At 54.7% G+C, this 24,376-nt stretch carries 23 protein-coding genes; 10 read left to right on the top strand and 13 right to left on the bottom strand.

The window, feature by feature from the left end:
• Positions 1-101 precede the first annotated feature (101 nt).
• Positions 102-1,196 (bottom strand): NADH:flavin oxidoreductase/NADH oxidase, encoded by a 1,095-nt coding sequence (locus R1T41_RS21395; RefSeq protein WP_317339143.1) that lies wholly within the window; start codon positions 1,194-1,196, stop codon positions 102-104.
• A gap of 309 nt (positions 1,197-1,505) precedes the next feature.
• Between R1T41_RS21395 and R1T41_RS21390 the strand changes: the two genes are divergently transcribed.
• Entirely contained in the window at positions 1,506-2,009 is a 504-nt protein-coding gene (locus R1T41_RS21390; RefSeq protein WP_317339141.1) for an Hsp20/alpha crystallin family protein, read from the top strand.
• A gap of 81 nt (positions 2,010-2,090) precedes the next feature.
• Here the strand turns inward: R1T41_RS21390 and R1T41_RS21385 are convergent, their stop codons facing one another.
• Positions 2,091-3,194, bottom strand: coding sequence for a PLP-dependent cysteine synthase family protein (locus tag R1T41_RS21385; RefSeq protein WP_317339139.1), 1,104 nt, complete (start codon positions 3,192-3,194; stop codon positions 2,091-2,093).
• A 184-nt stretch (positions 3,195-3,378) separates the two neighbouring features.
• Here R1T41_RS21385 and fliN point away from each other — a divergent pair, with 184 nt between their 5' ends.
• The 5 genes from fliN (at position 3,379) to R1T41_RS21360 (ending at position 9,635) form a co-directional block, all read left to right on the top strand.
• Complete coding sequence (gene fliN / locus R1T41_RS21380; RefSeq protein ID WP_062952044.1) at positions 3,379-3,681, top strand: flagellar motor switch protein FliN; 303 nt, start codon at positions 3,379-3,381, stop codon at positions 3,679-3,681.
• Between the two features lie 204 nt (positions 3,682-3,885).
• Entirely contained in the window at positions 3,886-6,222 is a 2,337-nt protein-coding gene (locus R1T41_RS21375) for a glucose/quinate/shikimate family membrane-bound PQQ-dependent dehydrogenase (RefSeq protein ID WP_317339138.1), read from the top strand.
• Positions 6,223-6,324: 102 nt separating this feature from the next.
• Positions 6,325-6,618 (top strand): hypothetical protein, encoded by a 294-nt coding sequence (locus tag R1T41_RS21370; RefSeq protein WP_317339136.1) that lies wholly within the window; start codon positions 6,325-6,327, stop codon positions 6,616-6,618.
• A gap of 72 nt (positions 6,619-6,690) precedes the next feature.
• Positions 6,691-8,565, top strand: coding sequence for a ribonucleoside-diphosphate reductase subunit alpha (locus tag R1T41_RS21365; protein WP_317341603.1), 1,875 nt, complete (start codon positions 6,691-6,693; stop codon positions 8,563-8,565).
• A gap of 41 nt (positions 8,566-8,606) precedes the next feature.
• Positions 8,607-9,635 carry a ribonucleotide-diphosphate reductase subunit beta gene (locus tag R1T41_RS21360; RefSeq protein ID WP_317339134.1) on the top strand — a complete coding sequence of 343 codons (1,029 nt, stop codon included), beginning with the start codon at positions 8,607-8,609 and terminating at the stop codon, positions 9,633-9,635.
• A gap of 64 nt (positions 9,636-9,699) precedes the next feature.
• On the opposite strand, the gene R1T41_RS21355 is transcribed toward R1T41_RS21360, so the two are convergent.
• The 3 genes from R1T41_RS21355 to R1T41_RS21345 form a co-directional block, all read right to left on the bottom strand.
• Positions 9,700-10,386, bottom strand: coding sequence for a tetratricopeptide repeat protein (locus R1T41_RS21355; protein WP_247742294.1), 687 nt, complete (start codon positions 10,384-10,386; stop codon positions 9,700-9,702).
• Positions 10,387-10,474: 88 nt separating this feature from the next.
• On the bottom strand, positions 10,475-10,828 hold the full coding sequence (locus R1T41_RS21350; protein WP_317339131.1) for a DUF2794 domain-containing protein: 354 nt from the start codon (positions 10,826-10,828) through the stop codon (positions 10,475-10,477).
• A 154-nt stretch (positions 10,829-10,982) separates the two neighbouring features.
• Positions 10,983-11,408 carry a hypothetical protein gene (locus tag R1T41_RS21345; protein ID WP_062959530.1) on the bottom strand — a complete coding sequence of 142 codons (426 nt, stop codon included), beginning with the start codon at positions 11,406-11,408 and terminating at the stop codon, positions 10,983-10,985.
• 452 nt (positions 11,409-11,860) lie between these two features.
• Between R1T41_RS21345 and R1T41_RS21340 the strand changes: the two genes are divergently transcribed.
• The 3 genes from R1T41_RS21340 to der all read left to right on the top strand — a co-directional run bounded on the left by R1T41_RS21340 (position 11,861) and on the right by der (position 15,505).
• Complete coding sequence (locus R1T41_RS21340) at positions 11,861-12,511, top strand: tetratricopeptide repeat protein (protein WP_062951928.1); 651 nt, start codon at positions 11,861-11,863, stop codon at positions 12,509-12,511.
• A 49-nt stretch (positions 12,512-12,560) separates the two neighbouring features.
• On the top strand, positions 12,561-13,901 hold the full coding sequence (locus R1T41_RS21335) for a PQQ-binding-like beta-propeller repeat protein (RefSeq protein WP_317339127.1): 1,341 nt from the start codon (positions 12,561-12,563) through the stop codon (positions 13,899-13,901).
• A 122-nt stretch (positions 13,902-14,023) separates the two neighbouring features.
• Positions 14,024-15,505, top strand: coding sequence for a ribosome biogenesis GTPase Der (gene der / locus R1T41_RS21330; RefSeq protein ID WP_062951930.1), 1,482 nt, complete (start codon positions 14,024-14,026; stop codon positions 15,503-15,505).
• Positions 15,506-15,551: 46 nt separating this feature from the next.
• Here der and R1T41_RS21325 read toward each other — a convergent pair whose 3' ends face one another.
• Positions 15,552-16,136 carry a TlpA disulfide reductase family protein gene (locus R1T41_RS21325; RefSeq protein ID WP_317339125.1) on the bottom strand — a complete coding sequence of 195 codons (585 nt, stop codon included), beginning with the start codon at positions 16,134-16,136 and terminating at the stop codon, positions 15,552-15,554.
• Positions 16,137-16,265: 129 nt separating this feature from the next.
• Positions 16,266-17,303 carry an aldo/keto reductase gene (locus tag R1T41_RS21320; RefSeq protein WP_317339123.1) on the bottom strand — a complete coding sequence of 346 codons (1,038 nt, stop codon included), beginning with the start codon at positions 17,301-17,303 and terminating at the stop codon, positions 16,266-16,268.
• A 103-nt stretch (positions 17,304-17,406) separates the two neighbouring features.
• Here R1T41_RS21320 and R1T41_RS21315 point away from each other — a divergent pair, with 103 nt between their 5' ends.
• A complete protein-coding gene (locus R1T41_RS21315) occupies positions 17,407-18,312 on the top strand; it encodes a LysR family transcriptional regulator (RefSeq protein WP_317339121.1) in 906 nt (301 codons plus the stop codon).
• Positions 18,313-18,365: 53 nt separating this feature from the next.
• Here R1T41_RS21315 and R1T41_RS21310 read toward each other — a convergent pair whose 3' ends face one another.
• The 6 genes from R1T41_RS21310 to R1T41_RS21285 form a co-directional block, all read right to left on the bottom strand.
• Positions 18,366-19,079 carry an SDR family NAD(P)-dependent oxidoreductase gene (locus R1T41_RS21310; protein WP_317339120.1) on the bottom strand — a complete coding sequence of 238 codons (714 nt, stop codon included), beginning with the start codon at positions 19,077-19,079 and terminating at the stop codon, positions 18,366-18,368.
• On the bottom strand, positions 19,076-20,536 hold the full coding sequence (gene purF / locus R1T41_RS21305; RefSeq protein ID WP_317339118.1) for an amidophosphoribosyltransferase: 1,461 nt from the start codon (positions 20,534-20,536) through the stop codon (positions 19,076-19,078). The genes R1T41_RS21310 and purF overlap by 4 nt, the downstream gene beginning before the upstream one ends.
• A gap of 62 nt (positions 20,537-20,598) precedes the next feature.
• Positions 20,599-21,285, bottom strand: coding sequence for a CvpA family protein (locus tag R1T41_RS21300; protein WP_317339116.1), 687 nt, complete (start codon positions 21,283-21,285; stop codon positions 20,599-20,601).
• A gap of 60 nt (positions 21,286-21,345) precedes the next feature.
• The gene (radA, locus tag R1T41_RS21295) at positions 21,346-22,758 is read right to left on the bottom strand and encodes a DNA repair protein RadA (protein WP_062959523.1); all 1,413 of its coding nucleotides are present in this window, start codon (positions 22,756-22,758) and stop codon (positions 21,346-21,348) included.
• Between the two features lie 54 nt (positions 22,759-22,812).
• On the bottom strand, positions 22,813-23,589 hold the full coding sequence (locus R1T41_RS21290) for an ABC transporter ATP-binding protein (RefSeq protein WP_317339114.1): 777 nt from the start codon (positions 23,587-23,589) through the stop codon (positions 22,813-22,815).
• Positions 23,590-23,598: 9 nt separating this feature from the next.
• Positions 23,599-24,372 carry an MlaE family ABC transporter permease gene (locus tag R1T41_RS21285; protein WP_062951939.1) on the bottom strand — a complete coding sequence of 258 codons (774 nt, stop codon included), beginning with the start codon at positions 24,370-24,372 and terminating at the stop codon, positions 23,599-23,601.
• Between the last annotated feature and the right edge of the window lie 4 nt (positions 24,373-24,376).

Genomic DNA, 24,376 nt, shown 5'->3' with positions numbered 1-24,376 from the left:
CTCACTACGGAAAGGGCCTCGCACTGCGAGGCCCTTTTTTGTTTCGGTATCGATTGAGATAATAATCCCCGCAGCCAGATGAGATGCGGGGATTTTCCGGATTAACCGAACAGTTTTTTCAGCGTTCTTGGCTGACAGCGCAGATACTGATTGGCAGCCTTGACCTCGGCACCAAGTGCTGCAGCAGCATGCCAGGGCCAGCGTGGGTCATAGAGTATGCCGCGCGCAAGCGCTATGGCATCGGCCTGACCGGTGAAGACGATGGCTTCTGCCTGTTCTGGTTCCGTGATCAGGCCAACCGCGATGGTGATCATGCCGGTTTCCGATTTGATGCGTTCCGCAAAGGGAACCTGATAGTTCGGACCAAGGGGGATTTTCTGGTCAATGTGAAGACCGCCGGATGATACATCGATAAAATCGCAGCCGCGTTCTTTGAGGACGCGTGCCAGTTGGACGCTTTGGTCAATATCCCAGCCGCCCTCGACCCAGTCGGATGCCGAAATGCGAATGCCGACCGGTTTGGAAGGATCGAACGCGGCGCGAACTGCATCATAAACCTCGATCACGATCCGCATGCGGTTTTCAAGCGACCCGCCATAGTCATCCTGACGTTTGTTGGAATGCGGCGACAGGAATTGATGCAGCAAATAGCCATGTGCCGCATGAACCTCGATCGCGTCAATACCAAGGCGATCCGCACGCTTTGTAGCGTCCGCGAAGCTCTGAACGATTTCTCGAATGCGTGACGTGCTTAGTGCTTCGGGTTCTGGATCACCTGCACGGAACGGAACTGTAGACGGTGCAACAACCTGCCAGCCATTTTTGTGATCTGGCGCGATGGCGCCGCCGCCATCCCAGGGCTTTTCGCAGGATGCCTTGCGTCCGGCATGGGCCAGTTGAATGGCAATCGGCATGTCGGAATGGCTGCGCACAGCGGTAATGGTTTTGCCAAGAGCTGCTTCGGTTTCATCATCCCACAATCCAACATCACCATAGGTAATGCGACCTTCCGGTTCGATTGCGGTGGCTTCTATAATCAGAAGGCCGGCGCCTGATTGGGCCAAATTGCCCAGATGCATGTCATGCCATGCGGTAAACTTTCCGTTCGCGGCGGAATACTGGCACATCGGTGCGATGACAATGCGGTTTTCCAGTTCAAGCTTGCCAATGGAGAGCGGCGTAAAAAGGTGGCTCATGGAGGTGTCCTGTATCAGTGGGGGCAGGGGTTCCTGCCGACAATGACATGAAGCTAGTTGGAAATTGCTGTTCGCGCCATAGGGACCCAAGGGTTTTCCGTCTTGTGGAATGATCGGGCAGATAAGGGCAGGGAGGATAGTGAAGTAAGGTGCAAAAATTTTTTCAAAAAAATGCGTGCGCCTACTTGCGGAAAAATCGCCCTGATCTATTTGTTGAATTGAAGGGCCATGGTGGCCTTGTACGCGTCAGGGTTGCAGCATGACTGGACCTGCGGCGCAAGAACTACCTGTCTGTTTAGGAGGGTAATTATGACTGGTCTTCAGACTGTAAATGGTACTGCTCGTCGTTTGGTTTCGCGTCCGGCATATGGTGATCCGTTTGGTGTTCTCGGACGTGATTTTGATCGTATGATCGGCTCGATCTTTGGACGTGACGGGCTTGTGAATTCTGCCGATACAAATGGCAATGAAGCGCCGCAAAAGCTTTTGACCCCGCGTATCGATGTCCATGAGACCGATGACAATATCGAACTTTCCGCCGAACTCCCGGGTGTTGAACAGGGCGATGTTGATGTCTCGGTGCTTGAAGGTGTCCTGACGATTACGGGTGAAAAGAAATCAACCCGTGAAAGCAATGATGGTGCCCGCGTTGTCGAACGCACCTATGGCAGCTTCAAACGTTCATTCCGTCTGCCCGATACCGTCGATGCAGACAAGATTGCGGCATCGTTCAAGAACGGTGTCCTGACGCTCACTCTCCCTAAAGTAGCGGAAGTGAAGCCGGAGCCGCGCAAGATCGCGATTTCGGGCTAAGTTTTGCCTCAACCTTGATGAAGCACCTGAACGGGCGGAGAAATCCGCCCGTCTTTTTTGTTTCCAGTCACATGGCGATGGTCAGTGAGCCGTGCAGCAATCCATCGGCATTTCAAACACACCGGTTTTATCAAAGGCTTCGAGGGCCGCATGCCAAGGTGCAAGGTCGATACCCTGTCTGGCGATCCAGTCCGGGTTGTAATAGGTGTCGCGATAGCGGTCACCGCCATCACACAGCAGGGTCACGACCGATCCGGTTTCACCGGCCTTTTTCATCTGACTGATCAGTGACAGGGTGGCGATCAGGTTAGTGCCGGTCGACCCGCCACAACGACGGCCCATGTGTCTTTCGAGATATTGCAGGGCGGCAAAACTGCCAGCATCAGGCACCCGGATCATGTGATCAACCACAGTCGGGTTGAAACTGGGTTCGACCCGGGGGCGGCCGATGCCTTCGACGCGCGATGCCTTTTCCCCGGTGATATCGCATTTACCGGTTTCGTAGGCATCATAGAAAACCGAGTTCTCCGGGTCGGCGACGCAAAGTTCGCATCCCATGCCAAGGATTTGTCCGTAACGGATATAGCGGCCGATGGTTGAAGATGTCCCGCCCGTACCGGCACCGACCACGATCCAGCGCGGAACCGGATGGGGTTCGCGTTTGAGCTGATCAAAGATACTTTCGGCGATATTGTTGTTGCCTCGCCAATCGGTTGCGCGTTCGGCATAGGTGAACTGGTCCATGTAATGGCCGCCCAGCTCGCGCGCGAGGCGCTGTGATTCGGCATAAATCTGACCGCTGTGATCGACCAGGTGGCTTTCGCCACCATAAAAGGCGATCTGATCGATTTTCTGCTGCGACGTTGATTTAGGCATCACGGCAATGAAGCGCAGCCCCAGAAGGCGGGCAAAATAGGCTTCGGACACGGCAGTGGAGCCGCTTGATGCCTCGATGATCGGGGTGTCTTTGGATATCCAGCCATTGCAAAGGCCATACAGGAACAACGAGCGCGCCAGACGGTGTTTCAGGCTGCCGGAAGGATGGGTCGATTCATCCTTCAGGTAAAGCCCTATGCCATCAAGTGACGGCAGATCAAGACGGATCAGATGGGTGTCGGCAGACCGGTTGAAGTCCGCTTCGATGATGTTGATGGCATCAGCCACCCATTGGCGATCGTAGCTCATGAAAAGTCCTGTATTTCTGTTTGGCGCTGGTGACGCGGATCGTTGAAGGGTTCTTGATGTAGGCGATTATTATACAGAAAACTACCGTAAATTTTACGAATAAGCTTGCTAACACTTTTTTCAAAGCTAACCTCTAGAATAGAGTTTAACAATTCTTCCACTTTATCTGGGTGATCTGGTTACCATGGCCAATAACGACGACGATCCCTTTGCCAAACGTCATGCCGCATCTGAAATCGGGGCGGCGTATGATGTGCCGGTACGCGTATCGACGGTGATCGGCAAAAGCCAGATACAGGTCGCGCAATTGATGCGCCTGACCCGTGGTGCTGTACTTGAACTGGATCGCAAGGTCGGGGAACCGGTTGATATTTACGTCAACAACCGGCTGGTGGCGCGCGGCGAACTTGTCGTTGTTGATGAAAACCTTGGCGTAACGATCACCGAAGTTGTCAAGTCCGGCACTATTATTGAGACCCATCACTAGGCCTTTTCCGGACAAATTCCAAATGGCTGCTGACCACCGGATTTATTCAAACCGGTGGTTTTTTATTTTTTTCCAAACGCTTGTTGGAACCGGGATGCGCGTTTGCACGTTTCCGAATGAATGCCAATATTGCCTTTAGCCTGCCATCTTGTGGCCAAAGGCTGTGTTGGTATGTCCCGCTTTTTGTGCAACGAGGACAATCTCATGATCAATATTCTGACATCCGGGTTGATGGCTTTGATCGGATTGGCGCTTGGTGCAGGTGGCGTCTGGCTGATTTTGCTGGGCGGTAGCTGGTATTATGCGCTAGCCGGATTGGCGTTTCTGATTGCCGCAGCCCTATCATTTGCAAAGCGCCCTGTCGTTTTACCGTTTTACGCCCTCTTCATGCTTGCAAGCCTTGGCTGGGCTGTTTGGGAAGTCGGGTTTGACTGGTGGCAATTGGGACCGCGTGGTGGTTTGACCGTCCTGATCGGTGTGTGGCTGGCAATGCCGGTCTATCGCAAGACACTTTCGGTCGGACAGCCGGTGCCGGAAGTCAAGCCGGCACGATCATTCGTTCTGGAAGGCAGTGTTGTCCTGGCAATTGTCGTTGCTGTGTATTCAATGATGAATAATCCCAACGCGATCGAAGGCCAGCTTAATAACACCCCGGTCGTCAGTAACCCGGATCTGGGCGGCGATGTTCCGGCAGGCGATTGGCATCAATATGGACGTACGCCTTATGGGCAACGTTATTCGCCACTTGATCAGATCAATGCCGATAACGTTGCGACCCTTGAACAGGCCTGGGTCTTTCAGACCGGCGATGTAAGGCGATCCGAGGATGTGCCTGAAACAACCTATCAGGTGACGCCACTTAAGATCAAAGACACGCTTTATCTTTGCACACCGCATAGCTGGGCAATAGCGATTGATGCCAAAACCGGGCAGGAAAAATGGCGGTTCAATCCAGAGGTCCCCGACAATACGGACCGACAGCATCAAACATGTCGAGGAGTAACTTATTATCAGGATAGCGCGATGGCTGCGGATGCCCCCTGCGCATCTCGGGTGTATCTGCCGACATCGGATGCGCGTCTGATTGCCCTTGATGCCAATAACGGCGAGGTTTGCCCGGACTTTGGCAATCAGGGGACCGTGCATCTGGAAGAAGGCATGCCTTATAATCCGGCCGGATACTATTATTCGACCTCGCCGCCGGTTATTGCCGATGGCAAGATCATTATTGGCGGGGCGGTGAATGACAATTATTCGACCAAATCGCAGTCTGGCGTCATTCGTGCTTATGACGTTGATAGTGGGGAATTGATCTGGAATTGGGATTCCGGCAATCCGGAACAGACTGAACCAATTCCCGAAGGTCAGACCTATACCGCCAATTCGCCCAATAGCTGGTCGGTGTCGAGTGCTGACGAGGACCTCGGCATGATCTATGTGCCGCTTGGCAACAAAGTGCCCGATCAACTGGGCATGGGGCGCAGCGAAGAAGTAGAAACCTATTCATCCTCGATCGTTGCGCTTAGCCTTGAAACCGGGCAGGTTCAGTGGGTACGCCAGACGGTGCATCATGACCTTTGGGACATGGATGTTCCGGCCCAGCCCGCATTGCTTGATATCACCACAGACGATGGTGAAAATGTCCCGGCACTTGTCGGGCCGACCAAGCAGGGGGATATCTATGTCCTTGATCGCCGGACGGGTGAGCCGATTATTCCGGTGAAAGAGGTTCCGGCCCCGGGGGGCGCCATTCCGGAAGATTTCACCGCGCCGACACAGCCGGTTTCGGATCTTACCTTCATGCCTGAACCGCTGACGGAAAAGGATATGTGGGGCATTACGCTGTTTGATCAGCTTGCATGTCGCATCCAGTTCCATCAGCTGAAATATGAAGGTCGCTATACCCCGCCATCCTTGCAGGGGACGCTGGTTTATCCCGGCAACTTCGGTACATTCAATTGGGGCAGTGTGGCGATCGATCCGGAAAAACAGATCATGTTCGGCATGCCGACATATCTTGCTTTCACATCGCAATTGATCCCGCGCGACGAAGTGCCGCCGCGCGGTACGGAAAAGGCCAGCGAGATGGGAATCAACCGCAATGAAGGTGCGCCTTATGCAGTCAGTATGGGACCGTTCCTGTCACCAGTTGGCGTACCGTGCCAAGCTCCGCCATGGGGCTATGTCGCGGGCGCGGACCTTCGCACTGGCGAGGTTGTTTACAAGCATAAAAACGGTACGGTCGAGGATATGACGCCCCTGCCATTGCCGTTCAAGCTTGGTGTGCCAGGCATCGGGGGCCCGATCATCACCAAGGGTGGTGTGGCGTTCCTTGGTGCGGCGGTTGATAACTACTTCCGTGCCTATGACGTCACCACGGGCAAACAGCTTTGGGAAGCGCGACTGCCTGCTGGCGGGCAGTCAACACCGATGACCTACACCACAGATGACGGTACGCAATATGTGCTGATCGTTGCTGGTGGGCATGGTTCTATCGGGACCAAGGCCGGGGATTACGTGATGGCCTACAAGCTGCCCTAAGCATGTTTTGAGTATCTGCAAAAGCGCCCGGTTTGTCCGGGCGCTTTTTGTTTGGGGCAATTCAAATCGGGAATCGCGACTGGTATTTTGCGAATTTGAGGGATGCCGATCACCCCAAACTCAACCTTTGGGATCAAGCAGTTCGCAAAAATTTTGCTGATCTTTTGCTTGACCACAGGGCGCGCCAGAAGCGCCTTTGACGCGAATCATTGGATATCCGGGATTGTAACGGAACTGATACAATCGATTGACGGTTTTTTATCTATTTCCACTACATATTGTGTTTTCAATCCGGTCCTGAGCAGGCATAACCATTTTCAAACGGGCATTGGAAACGGCGATTTTGGTGATCTGGCAGACCGTCAATCGGGGCAGGATCAGGCAAGTGCCGTTTGATGAAGATAACAAACAGGAAGCGGATCGCCGCCAACGGGCGACCGTTCAGGTAAGGGGACTACAAGCATGAAGATGCTGGATGTGGTGCAGCACGAAAAAGGTGCGCGCGTCATTGTTGATCGTTCGCGCGATGCATTGCTGACCGATTTTGGCAAGGCGGTTTTGAACGACCGTTATCTGATGCCGGGAGAAAGCTATCAGGATCTGTTTGCGCGCGTCGCCAGTTACTATGGTGATGACGAAGCGCATGCGCAGCGTCTTTATGACTATATTTCAAAGCTTTGGTTCATGCCGGCAACCCCGATCCTGTCGAATGGCGGGACGACCCGCGGCTTGCCTATTTCCTGTTTTTTGAACGAGGCGGACGACAACCTTGGCGGGATTGTCGATATCTGGACCGAGAATGTCTGGCTTGCCGCGCGTGGCGGCGGGATCGGTTCGTATTGGGGCAATCTGCGTTCGATCGGCGAAAAGGTCGGAAAGAACGGCAAGACATCGGGTGTCGTGCCGTTCATTCGCGTGATGGACAGCCTGACATTGGCGATCAGCCAGGGATCGCTGCGCCGCGGATCGGCTGCGGTTTACATGCCGGTCAGCCATCCCGAGATCGAAGAATTTTCCGAAATGCGTCGTCCGACCGGTGGTGACCCGAACCGCAAGACACCCAACCTGCATCAGGGCGTTGCGATTTCGGATGCCTTCATGCGTGCGGTTGAAAATGACGAGGAATGGGCGCTGACATCGCCGAAAGACGGGCATGTTGTCCGCAAGATCAGCGCGCGTTCATTGTGGATACGTTTGCTGACGTCGCGGGTTGAAACCGGCGAGCCCTATATGCTGTTCATCGATACCGTGAACCGGGCGGTGCCGGAACACCACAAGCTGGCCGGGCTGAGTGTAAAGACATCGAACCTGTGTTCGGAAATCACGTTGCCGACCGGCAAGGATCATCTGGGCGGGGATCGTACTGCTGTTTGCTGCCTGTCGTCGCTGAACCTTGAACATTATCTGACCTGGAAGGACGACGAGCAGTTCATCGAAGATATTCTGCGTTTCCTTGATAACGTGCTTCAGGACTTTATCGATCATGCGCCCGATACGATGGCGCGCGCGAAATATTCCGCGATGCGCGAACGTTCGGTTGGTCTTGGCGTGATGGGCTTCCATTCCTTCCTGCAGGCGCAGAAGGTGCCGCTTGAAGGGGTAATGAGCAAGGTCTGGAACAAGCAGATTTTCGATCACGTCAAAAAACATGCCGATGCGGCATCCGAGAAGCTGGCCGAAGAACGTGGTTCCTGCCCGGATGCGGCCGAATACGGTATCAAAGCACGTTTTTCGAACAAGACGGCAATTGCGCCGACAGCCTCGATCTCGATCATTTGTGGTGGTGCTTCGCCGGGGATCGAGCCGATGGCGGCAAACTCCTATACCCACAAGACGCTTTCGGGCTCGTTTAACGTGCGCAACAAGTATCTTGCCGAGGTACTTGAGGAAAAAGGCCGGAATAACGAGGAAGTCTGGACCTCGATCACTGTGCATGAAGGATCGGTTCAGCATCTGGATTTTCTGTCCGATCTGGAAAAAGACATCTTCAAGACCGCGTTCGAGCTTGATCAGCGCTGGCTGATCGAACTGGCCGGTGATCGCACCCCGATGATCGATCAGGCACAGTCATTGAACATCTTCCTGGCATCGAACGTTCATAAACGCGATCTGCATCAGATCCATTTTCAGGCATGGAAGAAGGGTGTCAAAAGCCTTTATTACTGCCGGTCGAAATCGATCCAGCGGGCCGAGGTGGTTGCGAATATTCCGGGGCGGGCAAAGTCGAATGACGACGATATGCCAAGCCCGGAAAGCTCGTTCGAAATCCCGGCACTGGTTGCGGCTGCCACCGCACAGGCTGCCAGCGAACCTGATTATGATGAATGCCTTGCCTGCCAGTAAGGCGGCTTGAGGGCACGGAAATTTTTGCGAGAAGTGACGATATGTCTGACGATAAAGTAATTGATCTTCTGACGGAAAACCCGGTTTACAAGCCATTCCGTTATCCTTGGGCCTACGAGGCATGGCTGACCCAGCAGCAGATTCACTGGCTGCCCGAAGAAGTGCCGCTGGCTGATGATGTCAAGGATTGGAACCACACGATTTCCGATGCCGAGCGTAACCTCCTGACGCAGATTTTCCGCTTTTTCACCCAGTCGGATATCGAGGTGAATAATTGCTACATGCGTCATTATACCCGCGTGTTCAAACCGACCGAAGTCCAGATGATGCTGGCGGCGTTTTCGAACATGGAAACCATCCATGTTGCGGCTTATTCGCATCTTCTCGATACCATCGGTATGCCCGAAGCCGAGTATGAGGCCTTCCTCCAATACAAGGAGATGAAGGACAAATACGATTACATGCAGATTTGGGGCATCGGTCCTGAGGACGAATATACTGATGAACATGGTGATTTGCGCCTGACGGCACAGGGCAAACGCAACATCGCCAAGACGCTTGCGGTATTTGGCGCATTCACCGAAGGTCTGCAACTGTTTGCATCGTTCGCGATGCTGATGAACTTCCCGCGCTTCAACAAGATGAAGGGCATGGGGCAAATCGTGACATGGTCGGTGCGCGACGAAAGCCTGCATTGCGAAAGCATCATCCGCCTGTTTAGGACATTCTGCAAAGAGAATCCGGAAATCTGGGATGACGAAATGTGCAGCGACCTGATCGAGGCCTGCAAAACCATCGTCAGCCACGAAGATGCGTTTATCGATCTTTCGTTCGAAGCCGGTGCCGTGCAGGGCCTGACGGCGGAAGATATCAAGAAATATATTCGCTATATCGCAGATCGTCGCCTTAGCCAGCTTGGACTTGAAGAGCAATACGGGATCGAACAGAACCCGTTGCCGTGGATGGATGCGATGCTGAATGCGGTCGAGCACACCAACTTCTTTGAAAATCGTGCGACCGAGTATTCCAAGGCCGCGACACGCGGTACCTGGGATGAGGCATTTTCCTGATCCCGATCACGGAATGAATATTATGCAAAAGGCCGCCTTTGGGGCGGTCTTTTGGTTTTGGGGGTTAGGGAGCAGAGAGTTCCTGAAGTCGTTTATCGACGCGTCTGATTTCTTCCAGACGCAGCTTTGGTTCTAGATTGGCGATTGCGGTTGCCGGGTCCATTTCAAGTTCGACACCGGGCGGCAGGGTTAGGGGGCCAAGTGCCGAACGGCGCAGCCAGTAATAGGCATCGGCATAATCGGGTTCAACACCCCAGCCTCGTTCAGTCATAGCGCCCAATAGAAACTGGGCAGCATGCATGCCGTTTTCGGCGGCGATCCTGTAATAATGGGCGGCTTCGACATAGTTTTGTTCTGCCCCGCGTCCGTGAAAATATTGTTCGCCAATCAAAAAGGCTGCATCGGAATTGCCGGGTGCAGCGCGAAGAGCACGCTTGAAGAACTCGGTTGCGCGAAACTGGTCATAGCGCAGTCCCCAGCCATTGAAATACATCAGGCCAAGATAGTAGATCGCATTGGGATGATTGGCACGCGCGGCCAGAGAAAACCATTCGGCAGCCTGCCGGTAATCCTTTGGCCCGGCAAGTCCACGGTAATAAAGCAGCCCAAGGGCATATTGTGCACGGGGATCGTCTTCCTGTGCTGCAACGCGCCATTGCGCGCGGGCCATTTCATAATTGCCGGCCTGATAGGCCTTGTAGCCGCTTGTGTAATCTGCGCGGGCCGGAGGCGCGTGACATGCGAATGCCAAGGCAAGCAGGCCGTATACAAAAGGGCGAATGCCGCGAACGGGCGCACGGAAGAAAAAAATGGAAAGGGGCAAAAGGCGGGACCGATCTTTAACGGGATTTGAACAGCGGGATGACTTTGCGGGCGCGTTTTTCAACGGCATCAAGAACGTTCTGGATTTCGGAGCTTTGTTTGATTTTTTCACCGCTGTGAAGTGCAACGAAATGCCCGGCATTCTTGTGATCTGCACCAAGCTTGATGACGGTGAAGATGGCCGTTTCGTGCGAGGAACGGAAGATCGAGAACATGGCCATGCCATCAAGATGATCAATGGCGTAGTCACGCCATGCACCACTTGCGACCTGTCTGGAATAGGTATTCATGAGTTGCATCAGTTCAGTCCGGTCGAAATGCACAAAGCTTTTGGCTTTGCGGTATTGAGCCAGATTGAACAATGTACCCATGTCTTTCTCCGGACGTAATTTCAGAAGGCCGGGTTCGGGCATTTGTGACGCCCTTATGACACGGTAGCGCGCTTTGTCCGCAGCCTCAAGTTTGAATAGGCTGTTGGGGCAAAGTTTTTACAAATATCATTGGAATTTCAGATGGTTGTCCAGGTTACAGGCTGCGTGATCGGGTCGGTGGCCAGTCAACGGTTTGGGCGCCGGTATTATATGGATCAGGCGTACGATAGCAGCTGACCGAGGCCAGAGTGCGATAGCAATAAAGCGGAGGTTCGGGAACCGGGTCCTTTTTGCAATAGGATTTGCCGTCAATCTTGCGGATGGTTGAGCAATCCCGGCCGGTCGAAAGGGAAACGACGTGATCGACAAGTGTTTTGTCGGTGTTGATGATGCTGACAACATCAAGGGCGATATACCATTCAACGCCTGTGAACAGATTGGTACCCGCAACGTCGGATGCGGTGGTGTCGCAGCCAGAGACCCCGGCGCCAAGCAGCGTTGCGAATAATCCAGCCAGAATGCGCTGGCGGATCATCCGTTTCGCCTCTTGACGGCTATGCGCCTTGTACAAGCTTTTCATCGTGATCTCCGTGCATCGACCGGTCACTATTTGCCCGGTGACGATTAAAATTCCGTTTCCCGAATTTACAAATGCAATCCACGTGCCGTTTTGGCCAACCCAAAAGCCCTCTTTAATGTCGGGGCAGTTTGGCCACATTTCAGCCGGTTTTACCGATTATCCGAACACAGACATTCATTCCGGTAATGGTTCCGGTTCGTTTTCAGGCATCGTTATCTGTCTCAGGCGGCAATTCTTTCCTGCGATATGTGTTTACATCACCCAAAACAGGGTGACCGGGGGCCCTTTGGGGCATGAAAACCGGACTTGCGGGATTTAATTGCGATATTGGCGGTTCCGGATGTCCAGCGGACTTGACCCCTTGCGCACTGGCGCGTTAAATCCTTGCCGGAATTAATTCTGATAAGCGGGCAGGTTGCCCGCTTTCTTTTGATCGGATTGGAGCGGTTTTCGTGGTTGATATTTTCCAGGAAGTCGAAGAAGACCTAAAGCGCGAGCGCAATGAAGCGCTGTGGCGCAAATACGGCAAATACATCGTTGGCGTGGCCGCCGTGATCGTGCTGGGTGTTGCCGGACGTGAAGGCTGGAAAAGCTACGAGGAAAATTCGCGCATCGAAAACGGTACGCGCATGGCAAACGCCATCGAACTGGCACAGGCAGGCGAAGAGAAACAGGATGCGGCACTTGGTGCGCTTGACGCGATCATCGCGGATGGCAATGCCGGTTTTGTCGCCCTTGGTCATTTCCAGAAGGCTGCTGTCTATCTGCGGGCCGGAGCAAAGGATTCTGCTGTTGCCGAGCTTGAGGCAATCGCAGGTAACAGCGACGTCGAAAAGATTTATCGTGATCTTGCCGTGGTTCAGATCGCGATGAACAATGCCGATGGTGCAAATTCAAAAGACTTGATTGCGCGTCTTGAACCAATCGCTGTGCCGGAAAATCCCTGGTACTACTCTGCGCGTGAAATGATTGCGATGTTGCATATTGCTGCCGGCGAAATCGAGGCAGCCAAGCCGCTGTTGACCGAAATCGCCGATGACAGCGAAGCACCGTCGGGCATGCGGGCACGTGCGAGTGAAATTCTGAAGGCCGTTGACGCCTGATTGGCGTAATGAAAGCGGCAACCTGTTCACAGGGACTGGATCAGAGGATATGGTTTTGAGACCACGCAACATTAAATCCCTTTTGTGCGTTATGGGCATGTCGGTTTTCGTTTCGGCATGTTCCAGCTGGCTTGGTGAATCCGAAGATCCGCCGCTTCCCGGTGAACGTCTTGCCGTGCTGTCACTTGAAAGCACGGTTCAGCCCGATGTGGCACTAAGCGACCAGCGTGTGGTCCTGCCGGAACCGGAGCCGATGGTCGACTGGCCCCAGAATGGTGGTCTGCCAAGCCATGCCCTGCATCATGTCGGTCTTGAAAACGACGTCTTGCGACAGGATTGGTCGGTTGGCATCGGGGAAGGGTCGATGGATGACAATCTTCTGCTGAACCAGGCGATTGTTGCGCGCGGTGTTGTCTTTACCATTGATGCCGATGCCGTTGTTCGTGCCTTCAGTGCCAAATCCGGCAAGCGTATCTGGTCGCTTGAACTGGCGAAGGACGAGGACGAAGACAGCACCCTTTTGGGGGGCGGTCTTGCCTATGAAAACGGTATTTTGTACGCGACGACGGGCTTTGCCGAGGTCATCGCGATTGATGCGCCAAGTGCGACCGTCATGTGGCGTTCGCAGGTGACCGCCCCGATGCGCGGTGCGCCGACAGTCCGTGGCGGGCGTGTCTTTGTCGTGACGGTCGATAACCAGACTGTCGCACTGAATGCGATGACTGGTGATACGCTTTGGTCTCATCGTGGTGCATCAGAAGGCGCATCCTTTATCGGCGGTGCGAGCCCGGCCGTGGACCAGGGGGTTGTTATTTCTGCCTACACCACCGGTGAAATGTATGCGCTGCGTGTTGAAAACGGTCAGGTGATCTGGTCCGATGCGCTGGCATCTGCCGGGCGTACCGATGCGGTGTCGGCCATTGCCGATATTCGTGGCCTTCCGGTGATCGACAACAATCTGGTGATTGCGACAAGCAACGCCGGTCTGACCGTTGCGATTGACCTGCGGACTGGGTATCGCGTCTGGGAACTGGAGGCCGGTGGCATTCAATCACCGTGGGTTGCTGGCGACTATGTTTTCGTTCTTACCAACACAAATGATCTGATTGCCTTGCGTCGGGACACCGGACAGGTTAAATGGGTGACCGCTTTGCCGCGTTTTGTCGATCCCGAAGATCAGGAAGAGCCGATGGTATGGACCGGTCCGGTTCTGGTTGGCGATCGGTTGATCGTTGGAAACGAGCAGGGCGAAATCATGACCGTTTCCCCGTATAGCGGCGAGATCATGGGCAAGGATGAAGTTTCCGGCCCTATCACCTTGCCGCCGTCTGTTGCGGGTGACAGTCTTTACTTCCTGACTGCGGATGCCGATCTAATCGCGTATCGCTGACAGGTCGAACACAGTTTTTCGCAAAAGATCCGATCTTTTGCCTGATATGCGCGTGCGCCGGAACGGGGTAAACTGCCCCTCGGCGCACATCGCCGTTTTATAACAATGAGTCTGAAAGTCAGATGTCGCTGAAAGTAGCCATTATCGGTCGCCCCAATGTCGGGAAGTCGACCCTGTTTAACCGTCTGGTCGGCAAGAAGCTGGCGCTGGTCGATGATCAGCCGGGCGTCACGCGTGATCGCCGTTATGGCAAGGCGCGTCTTGGCCATATGGGATTCGACATTATTGATACTGCTGGTCTGGAAGAGGCATTTGACGATTCCATCGAAGGTAAAATGCGCCAGCAAAGCGAAATGGCCTTTGAGGAATGCGATATCGCGTTTTTCCTGATTGATGCCCGTGCGGGCCTGACCCCGCTTGACAATCACTTTGCCGACTGGTTGCGCAAGCGCAAGAAACCGGTCTATGTGATTGCCAACAAGCACGAGGGCAAGGATCAGGATGCCGGCCTTTACGAGGCCTATGGTCTTGGTCTTGGCGATGTTGCACCGATCTCGGCGGAGCATGGGCTTGGCATGGAATTGCTGATCGATATCATGCGTCCTCATTGGGAAGAATATCGCGACAAGCAGCGCAAGGCGCGGCAGGAAGGCGATCTTGCCGCCATTGATGACGATTTCGAAGATGATGAAATGGACGAGGATGATGGTTCATTCCCGTCCTTTGAAATCGAATATGACGAAGACGATGAGGGCGAGGAAGAAGTTGTTCGCAAGGACAATTCGAAAATCCAGCTTGCGATTGTCGGTCGTCCGAATGTGGGCAAATCGACCCTTCTGAACCAGCTTCTGGGTGAAAACCGTGTCATGACCGGGCCGCAGGCCGGTTTAACCCGTGACTCCATCGCGGTTGACTGGTCCTATGAAGGCCGTCCTATTCGTCTGGTCGATACCGCCGGGATGCGCCGCAAGAAGAAGATTGATGATCGCGTTGAAAAGCTTTCAGTCACTGATACCCTGCGTGTGATCCGTTATGCACAGGTCGTTGTCATTATGCTTGATGCGACCAATACGCTTGATAAGCAGGATCTGACGATTGCACGCATGGTCCTTGAAGAAGGCCGTGCGCTGATCATTGCTGTGAACAAGTGGGACGCGGTCAAAGACAAGGCCGGTGTGATGTCGGCACTGCGTGACAAGCTTGATACGTCCTTTGCGCAGGCCAAGGGCATTCCGATCCTGACATTCTCGGCCCTGACCGGGCGTGGCACGGACAGCCTGATGCCGACCGTTCTTGATATCTATGATATCTGGAGCCGCCGTATTCCGACATCGCAGCTTAACCGCTGGCTCGAAGCCATTACCGAACGCCATTTGCCGCCGGTCATTTCGGGGCGTCGTATCCGCCTGCGGTATATGACCCAGGCCAAATCGCGTCCGCCAAGTTTCTTTATCAACTGTTCCAAGGCGGCAGAACTGCCCGAAAGTTATACGCGTTACCTGATCAATGGGCTTCGCGAAGATTTCGACATGCCTGGCGTTCCGATCCGCATTTATCTGCGCAGCAGTGATAACCCCTATGGCAACAAGAAGAAAAAGCGCTAGGGCTTGATCGTACAAACATCAAACGGGGGCAGGAATGCCCCCGTTTTTATTTGCCAGCTTCCAAAAGGCGGTCAATGAAATCCGCAGCATCGTCTGACTGCCAATCGACCAGTCCCGATATATAGCCAAGAATACGGCCATCACGATCTAGGGCATATGTGATCGGCAGGCCATAAAGGGCAAATTCGGCATCCCTGGGATTATCTCGGTCGCTATAGGCTGTTTCGCCCGTCGGGTCGACAAAAAGATCAAGGTTTTGAAGGCCCAAACGGCGGTAAAAGGGAATGGCAGCCAGCAATCCGTCTTCGTCTATCGAGATCGGAATGATGGCGAGGTCATCATTGGAATGATCATTGGCCAACCGGTCAAGCGACGGCATTTCTGCCATGCAGGGCAGGCACCAGCTGGCCCAGAAATTGACCAGAACCACTTTGCCGCGATAGGCGCTGATATCGGTCGGGTGATTTCGCCGGTCATAAAATCGGGTGTTGCGTGCGATCCGTTGGGGATCAAGTTCGACAAACTGGCTGCTTTCACCCATCAGCGTCAGCGGTGATGCTTCAGTCCCCCCGAAGGCAGGTGCTGTGGCGGCAAATATTGCAGAAACGATAAGGCAGCGCAGAAATCGCATCGGGTATCCATGGCATGATCAAACCGGATATTCCGACTAGCCGTTGATGTTGGCAAAGACAAGTCAGAGCCGATCAATCCGTTGTGATCAACACCGGATGATCGGCCCTGTGGCAGGTATTTATAACCCTTACGCAGATAGGGGCGGGTTCAGTCGGGCGAAGCCTTCCTGAATGTAATAGGGGTAATGCGGGTAGGGCGGCTGCCTTTTGCTGACGGTATCAAGGCGGGTGATTTGATCACTGGATAGGGACCAGCCAACCGCACCCAGATTGTCGCGCAATTGCTGTTCATTGCGGGCCCCGATAATCACCGACGCCACGGTGGGGCGCTGCAGCAGCCAGTTGATGGCAATCTGTGGGACGGTTTTGCCGGTTTCGGCACTCAGTTCATCAAGCACATCGACAATGTCATATAGATGATCTTCTTCGACCGGCGGGCCGAATTGTGCGGTTTCATGCAGGCGGCTGCCATCCGGTATCGGTGTGCCGCGGCGGATTTTGCCAGTCAACCGGCCCCATCCCAAGGGGCTCCAGACCAGTGCGCCCAGTCCCTGATCCTGTGCCAGCGGCATCAGATCCCATTCGTAATCGCGCCCGACCAGTGAATAGTAAACCTGATGGGCGACATAGCGGCTGTAACCAAGGCGATCAGACACGGCGAGCGACTTCATGATCTGCCACCCGGCAAAGTTCGATACGCCGATATAGCGCAGCTTCCCGGCGCGTACGAGGTCATTAAGCGTTGATAAGACTTCCTCGATCGGGGTGAATGCATCAAAGGAGTGAAGTTGCAGCAGGTCGATATAATCGGTTCCCAGCCGCTTCAGGGCGGCATCGGTTGCCGTGATCAGGCGGTGGCGCGAGGTGCCAAAGTCATTCGGGCCATCGCCAACAGGCAGGGCAAACTTCGTCGACAGGATGATTTTGTCGCGGCGTCCTTTGATGGCTTCGCCCAGAACCTGTTCAGACGCACCATCGGAATAGACGTCGGCACTGTCGAACATGTTCAGGCCTGCTTCGAGGCTGATATCGATCATGCGGCTGGCTTCACGGGCGTCAATTGTACCCCACGCGCCGAACAGGGGACCCCGGCCGCCAAAGGTCCCGGCGCCAAAGCTAAGTGCGGGAACGCGCAAACCGGAATTCCCCAATTGTCTGTATTCCATTGTCTTCTCCGTCGCTGGAAATGGTTCATGGACGGAATATGGACAAAGGGCGCATTTTCAACTACGGATATTCTAAGAAGAAGATTTGTGAGTTGAATTCACTATGGCTCGACTTGAAACCAATCGATCCGGCGAGATGGAAGTCTTTGTGCGTGTCGTTGAACGCGGCGGGTTTTCGGCTGCGTCGCGCGATTTCAACATGACACCATCCGCCGTCAGCAAGCTTGTTGGCCGGTTGGAAGACCGGCTGGGAACGCGATTGTTCAATCGATCAACCCGCAAGTTGCACCTGACATCCGAAGGGCAGCGTTTTTATGAGCGGGCACTTGATATCATTGCCGATCTGAATGAGGCAGAACAGGAAGCCGCAACTGCAATGACACCGCGCGGACGGTTGCGCGTGACGGCCAACGTGCCGGTCGGCCTGCACCGCCTTTTGCCACTGGTACCGCGATTTCGGGAAAAGTATCCCGATATCACGTTGGATGTGACGGTCAGCGATAAGGTGATGGATCTGTATGAGGAACGCGCTGATGTCGCGATTCGAAGTGGTCCATTACAGTCATCCGGACTGATTGCGCGCAAGCTTGGCCAATGCCGGATGGTGATTGCTGCGTCCCCGGCATACCTTGAAAAACACGGGCGACCAACGACCGTAGATGCACTGCAAGGTCATACATTGATCGGGTACAACTTTCAGCGTGTTATTCCGGACTGGCCGTTTCGGGTAAACGGGCAGGAGGTGTCTGTAATGCCGGGCGGCGTATTTGATGTTGGGGATGCCGAAAGCGCGCGTCAATTGGCCGTTGCCGGCGGCGGCATCGTTCGGCTTGCCCGGTTTCACGTCGAAAACGATCTGGCAAATGACGGGCTTGAGCCCTTGCTGGACGAATTTTATCCCGGTGGCGGTGTCGATATTAACGCCGTTTATATTGGCGGGCGCGGGCATTTACCGGCCCGTGTTCGGGCGTTTCTGGATTTCTGTGCCGAAAACATCCGCCTGAATTGAAAAAGGCCGGACAATCAACCTGTCCGGCCTTCGCAATCTCGATCACTGCCGTATCAGTAGGCGTCGACGACGCCTGCATGACGTGTACAATCAGCTGCAGCCAGATCGACAAACACGTCAGTGATGCTTTCAGCAGTCGGGAGCGTTTCGGGATTTTCACCCGGATAGGCTTCGGCGCGCATCTTGGTGCGGATACGGCCCGGATTGATCAGATTAACGCGTACAGGCGTTTCTTCGAGTTCCTGGGCATAGGACAGCACCAGACTTTCAAGGGCTGCCTTGGTCGAAGCATAAAGGCCCCAGAAGGCACGCCCCTTGGACGATGCATTCGAGGTCACGAAAATCGCACGCCCGGCATCGGAAAGACGCAGGAGTTTATCGACACTGCGGATCAGACGGAAGTTCGCCGTGACGTTGGTCGCATACGTGTTTTCAAACACCTGTGTATCGATATGACCGACCGGGGCAAGTTCACCCAGAAGTCCGGCATTGCCAACGACGATATCAAGCTTGCCAAAGCGTTCATAAATCGATGCACCCATGGCATCGATCTTTTCATACATGGTCAAGTCCATCGGCAGCAGTACAAGTTTCCCGCCGTCAGCCCGGATTTCGTCATCAAGTTCTTCAAGCGCACCGACATTGCGACCCAGCGCAATGACAGTGGCACCTTCGGCGGCAAAACGTTTTGCAACCGCGCGACCGATCCCGTGCGAGGCCCCTGTGATCAGGGCGACGCGGCCTTCAAGGCGCTTTGCGTCACTCATGCGGACTGCCTTTCGACAAGCTGGCTGAGTTTACGGTCCTTGTTCTCGGCCTGATGATCGACCAGACGGATCGGGTAATCACCAGTGAAGCAGGCATCGCAGAAGGCCGGACTGTTATTGTCGCGTCCCGGAAGACCGGCTGCGCGATAAAGGCCATCAATGGTGACAAAGGCAAGGCTGTCGACACCAATGATCTTTGCCATGCTTTCAATGTCGTGATTGGCCGCCATCAGTTTTTCCTTCGACGGTGTATCAACACCATAGAAGCATGGATTGGTGGTCGGCGGGCTTGCGATGCGCATATGGACTTCGGCAGCACCGGCCTGACGGACCAGATCGACAATCTTGGTCGATGTGGTGCCGCGAACGATGGAATCGTCGACCAGAATAACGCGTTTGCCCTTCAGCTTGCCGGGGTTGGCGTTGTGTTTCAGCTTCACGCCAAGGTGGCGGATCTGATCTGTCGGCTCGATAAAGGTCCGGCCCACATAATGGTTGCGGATGATGCCCAGTTCAAACGGAACACCGCTGGCCTCGGCATAGCCAAGGGCGGACGGAACGCCTGAATCGGGGATCGGTACGACCACATCGGCTTCAACACCGGATTCCAGTGCCAGTTCGCGACCGATATTTTTGCGCACGTCATAGACGCTTGTGCCTTCGACAATGCTGTCGGGGCGGGCGAAATAGACATGTTCGAAAATGCAGAAACGCGATTTCACCGGTTTGAACGGTTTGATTGATTTGAGGCCATTATCGGTGATTTCAACGATCTCGCCCGGTTCGACGTCGCGAATGAATTCCGCGCCAACGATATCAAGGCCAACCGTTTCTGAAGACAGGATGTAGCTGTCATTCAGCTTGCCCAGAACCAGCGGACGGACCCCCAGAGGATCACGTACACCGATCAGTTTCTTCTGGGTCATGACCACAAGGCTGTATGCGCCTTCGACCTGACGGACAGCATCAATCAGACGATCAACGATCTTCTCGTACAGGCTGGTTGCGATCAGGTGAATGAAGGTTTCGGTATCGGAGGTCGACTGGAAAATCGAACCACGTTTGACCAGACGCTCACGCACGGCAAGCGCGTTGGTCAGGTTACCGTTATGCGCAATTGCCAGCCCGCCGAATTCGAAATCGGCAAATAGCGGCTGCACGTTGCGAAGGCCTTTGCCCCCGGCTGTGGAATAGCGCACATGGCCGATCGCACGATGGCCCTGCAGGCTTTTGATTACGTCTTGAGAACCGAAGATGTCCCCGACCTGACCGGACGCCCGGTGTGCTGGAAAATCTTCGCCGTCATAGGAAACGATGCCAGCGGCTTCCTGTCCGCGATGCTGAAGCGCATGCAGGCCAAGGGCCGTCAGGGCCGCCGCATCGGGCGAACCGAAAACACCGAAAACACCGCATTCTTCACGCAGCTTGTCGTCGTCAAATGGATTGGTGGTCAGCATGAGTGGGTTCCGCTCTCTCGCCGGTGGCGCAGGATGCCGCACCCATGCGAAACCCTGTCGCCTCACTCGTTGGTGGTCGCCTCTATCAGACGATCCAAATCATCGCGCGAGGGCCTTGTATACCCGTTTAGGGGCTTGGGTCCAGCACCTTTTGGCTCGGGACCCAGAAGTTGACGGTATGTCTGGTCGTTGATTTCTGCATCACGTTGAGCACGGGCCATTTCTTCGGTCGTTGTGTCAAAGATTTCATCGGGCATTGCGCGCATCAGCAGGAACGCGCCCTCTTCCAGAACCGGGCGTGTCCGGGCATCGCGAACCCAGTCTGGCTGCGAGGTTGCTGGCAAAAGCCATGACAGGGCCAGAAAGCCGATACAGACGATAAGACCGCCACGCAAAAGACCAAAGACAAAGCCAAGGGTGCTGTCGAGGCTATCAAGTCCGGAATTCTGAACTGCACGGCCAATCCGGCCGCTGATGAAGGAAAAGATCAGGAAGGTGATCAGAAACAGACCAACCCCGGTTGCCAGATCGGCAATCAGTTCAGACGGGATCAGATCGCGGACATAGGGACGCACAATCGGGTATCCGTATAGCGCACAGACACCAGCCCCGACCCACCCCATCATCGACAGGGTTTCATGGATAAAGCCCCGGAAAAATGCAAACAGACCCGAGATCAGGACAATGCCCACAATCACCAGATCGAATACGTCCCGTGCACCAAGATCGGGCAGGCTGGAGAAATCCATAATTCAGTAAATCCTGTTGGTCAGTCTGTTCGCAAGCGCGCACATAAAGGCAGGCAATGATCAATACATGCCTTCGCGTGGACGCACCTTGTCGCGGACATCGTCGCCGAAGAGATTTACCAAATCCTGAAGATGGCCAATTTCGCGCTGGTTCAGGCCCTTTATCGTGATCTTCTTTTTGCCGTTTGCGCCGGTACGTGGCGAATAGGCGTTGGCAAAGCCGAGTTTGGCGGCTTCTTTCAGGCGCGATTCGATTTGACCGACGGGACGGACTTCGCCTGAAAGGCCGATTTCACCGACAATAACGGTTTCGGCGGGAACAGGCGCATCGGCAACCGCGGATATCAGGGCGGCCGCCACGGCAAGATCGGCGGCGGGTTCACCCACGCGCATCCCACCAGCAACGTTCAGATAAACGTCAAACTGGCTAAGCGGTAATCCGCAACGGGCATCAAGAACCGCAAGGATCATGTTCATACGGGCCGAATCCCAGCCAACAACCGCGCGACGCGGTGTGGCAAGTGCCGATTGCGCGACCAGTGCCTGTATCTCGACCAGCATCGGGCGGGTGCCTTCAAGCCCGGCAAACACGGCAGTACCCGATACAGGTGCCTCGCGGTCAGCAAGGAAAAGGGCCGACGGGTTCGGGACTTCGACAAGACCCGCATCACCCATTTCAAACACACCGATTTCATCGGTGGCACCGAAACGGTTTTTGACCGCGCGCAAAATACGGAACTGATGGCCGCGTTCGCCTTCGAAATAAAGAACCGTATCGACCATATGTTCCAGAACACGTGGGCCAGCAATCTGCCCTTCCTTGGTGACATGACCAACAAGGATCACGGCAAATCCCTTGCGCTTGGCAAGGCGGATCAGTTCAAGCGCACACGCGCGGACCTGTGAAACGGTACCCGGGGCGCTATCAAGGGTATCGGCATACATGGTCTGAATGGAATCGATGACCACGACTTCATGCGCGCTTTGATCCAGTGTGGCGATAATATCGCGCAGGCTGGTGGCAGCGGCGAAATCGACCTTGGATTTTTCAAGTCCAAGACGGGCGGCACGCATGCGCACCTGATCAACCGCTTCCTCGCCCGAGATATAGGCACATTTATGTCTGGCTGACAGGACGCCAACGGCCTGCAACAGGATCGTCGATTTACCAATCCCCGGATCGCCGCCTACCAGAAGGGCGGAACCGGGCACCAGCCCACCACCAACCGCACGATCAAGTTCGGCAATGCCGGTGATGATGCGGGGCGGGCTTGCGCTTTCACCTTCAAGGGCTACAAAATCAAGCTGCTTTCCCTTGGTCCCGGTGGCAATCCCACCGGTTGCCTTTGGTCCGGCTTCGATGCGTTCTTCCTCGATCGAATTCCATTCACCGCACGCATCACAACGACCGGTCCATTTTCGGTATTCGGCACCGCAATTCTGGCAAATGAAACGACTTTGGGTTTTGGCCACTGGTGGCTCCGCGCATAAGGATGGAACGAAACGGGCGAGGGGCTTGATCGGTAATCAGAGATGCTTCAGATCAAGATCCAGCGGACCTTCGATATCACCCGAAACGAACTGTTGCAAATAGGGGTTATCGGCCTTGTCGATTTCAGAAACCGGACCATCCCAGATGATTTTGCCCTGATACAGCATGGCAACCCGGTCGGCGATTTTACGTGCGCTTGCCATGTCATGGGTGATGGTCATGGCGCAGGCGCCAAGTTCACGGGTGCATTTGACAATCAGGTCGTTGATCACATCGCCCATGATCGGGTCGATACCGGTGGTCGGTTCGTCAAAAAACAGGATTTCCGGCTCGGTCGCAATGGCACGTGCCAGGCCGACACGTTTTTGCATACCCCCTGAAAGGGACGCGGGGGACATGTTGGCGACTTCGGAACCAAGGCCGACATCGGCAAGGCGTGCAATCGCAATATCACGGGCCTGTTTGCGTTTCATACCGCGGCCTTCGATCAGCCCAAAGGCGACATTTTCCCAAACCGGCAGGGAGTCAAACAATGCTGCCCCCTGAAACAGCATGCCGGTATGGGCGAGCATGTCTTCGCGGGTTGAACGCGATGCGCCAACCATTTCCGTCCCATTGACCTTGATGGATCCCTGTTCGGGAACAAGCAGGCCCAGAACGCATTTCAACGTGACAGATTTGCCGGTGCCCGAACCGCCGATAATGGCAACAAATTCGCCGGGCCCGACATCCAGATTGACACCCTGCAGCACCTTTTTCGGGCCAAAGGACTTGTGCACATCACGAAGCGAGATTTTGGCTGTGTCGCTCATATCCCGCCCTTAGCGTGTGAAGAAGAGTTCGGTGACGATATAGTTCGAAATCAGGATCAGGATGGAGCTTGAAACCACGGCATTGGTCGTTGCCTGGCCCACACCCTGTGCACCGCCACGTGAATGATAGCCGTGATAGCAGCCCATCAGCGTGATCAGGAACCCGAATACAGAGGCCTTCACCAGACCCGAAATCACGTCAAGCTGTTCAAGATACTGGAACGTATTGCGGATATAGGACCCGTCGTTGAAGCCAAGCTTGTTGACCCCGACAAGATACCCGCCTAGCACCCCGATGATATCACCGATCAGAACAAGCACCGGCAGGGTCACCAGCCCGGCAATGACGCGGGGCACAACCAGATATTTGAACGGATTGGTCGAAAGCGTCACCAGCGCATCGATCTGTTCGGTAACGCGCATCGTGCCGATTTCAGCAGCAATGGCCGCACCGACACGTCCGGCAACCATGAGCCCCGCCAAAACCGGGCCCAGTTCACGTGTCATCGAAATGACGACAACCGTGGCAACCGCGCTTTCGGCAGAAAAGCGTGAAAATCCTGAATAGGATTGCAAGGCCAAAACCATCCCGGCAAACAGGGTCGTCATGGCGACTACCGGCAACGAGAAATAGCCGATCTCGCACATCTGTTTGAATATAAGTCGGAAATAGAATGGCGGTGTTACCATATGGCCGATGGTACGCCCGGCAAAGACCGTGACGCGACCGACAAGGGCCAAAAAGGCAAGGAACATACGGCCAACCGGCGCAAAGATCGGCATTGGA

It is taken from the genome of Thalassospira lucentensis, assembly GCF_032921865.1.
Classification (GTDB): Bacteria; Pseudomonadota; Alphaproteobacteria; order Rhodospirillales; family Thalassospiraceae; genus Thalassospira; species Thalassospira lucentensis_A.
Note: the sequence above shows the minus strand (reverse complement) of the source record. Positions and strands in the feature narration are given on the sequence as shown.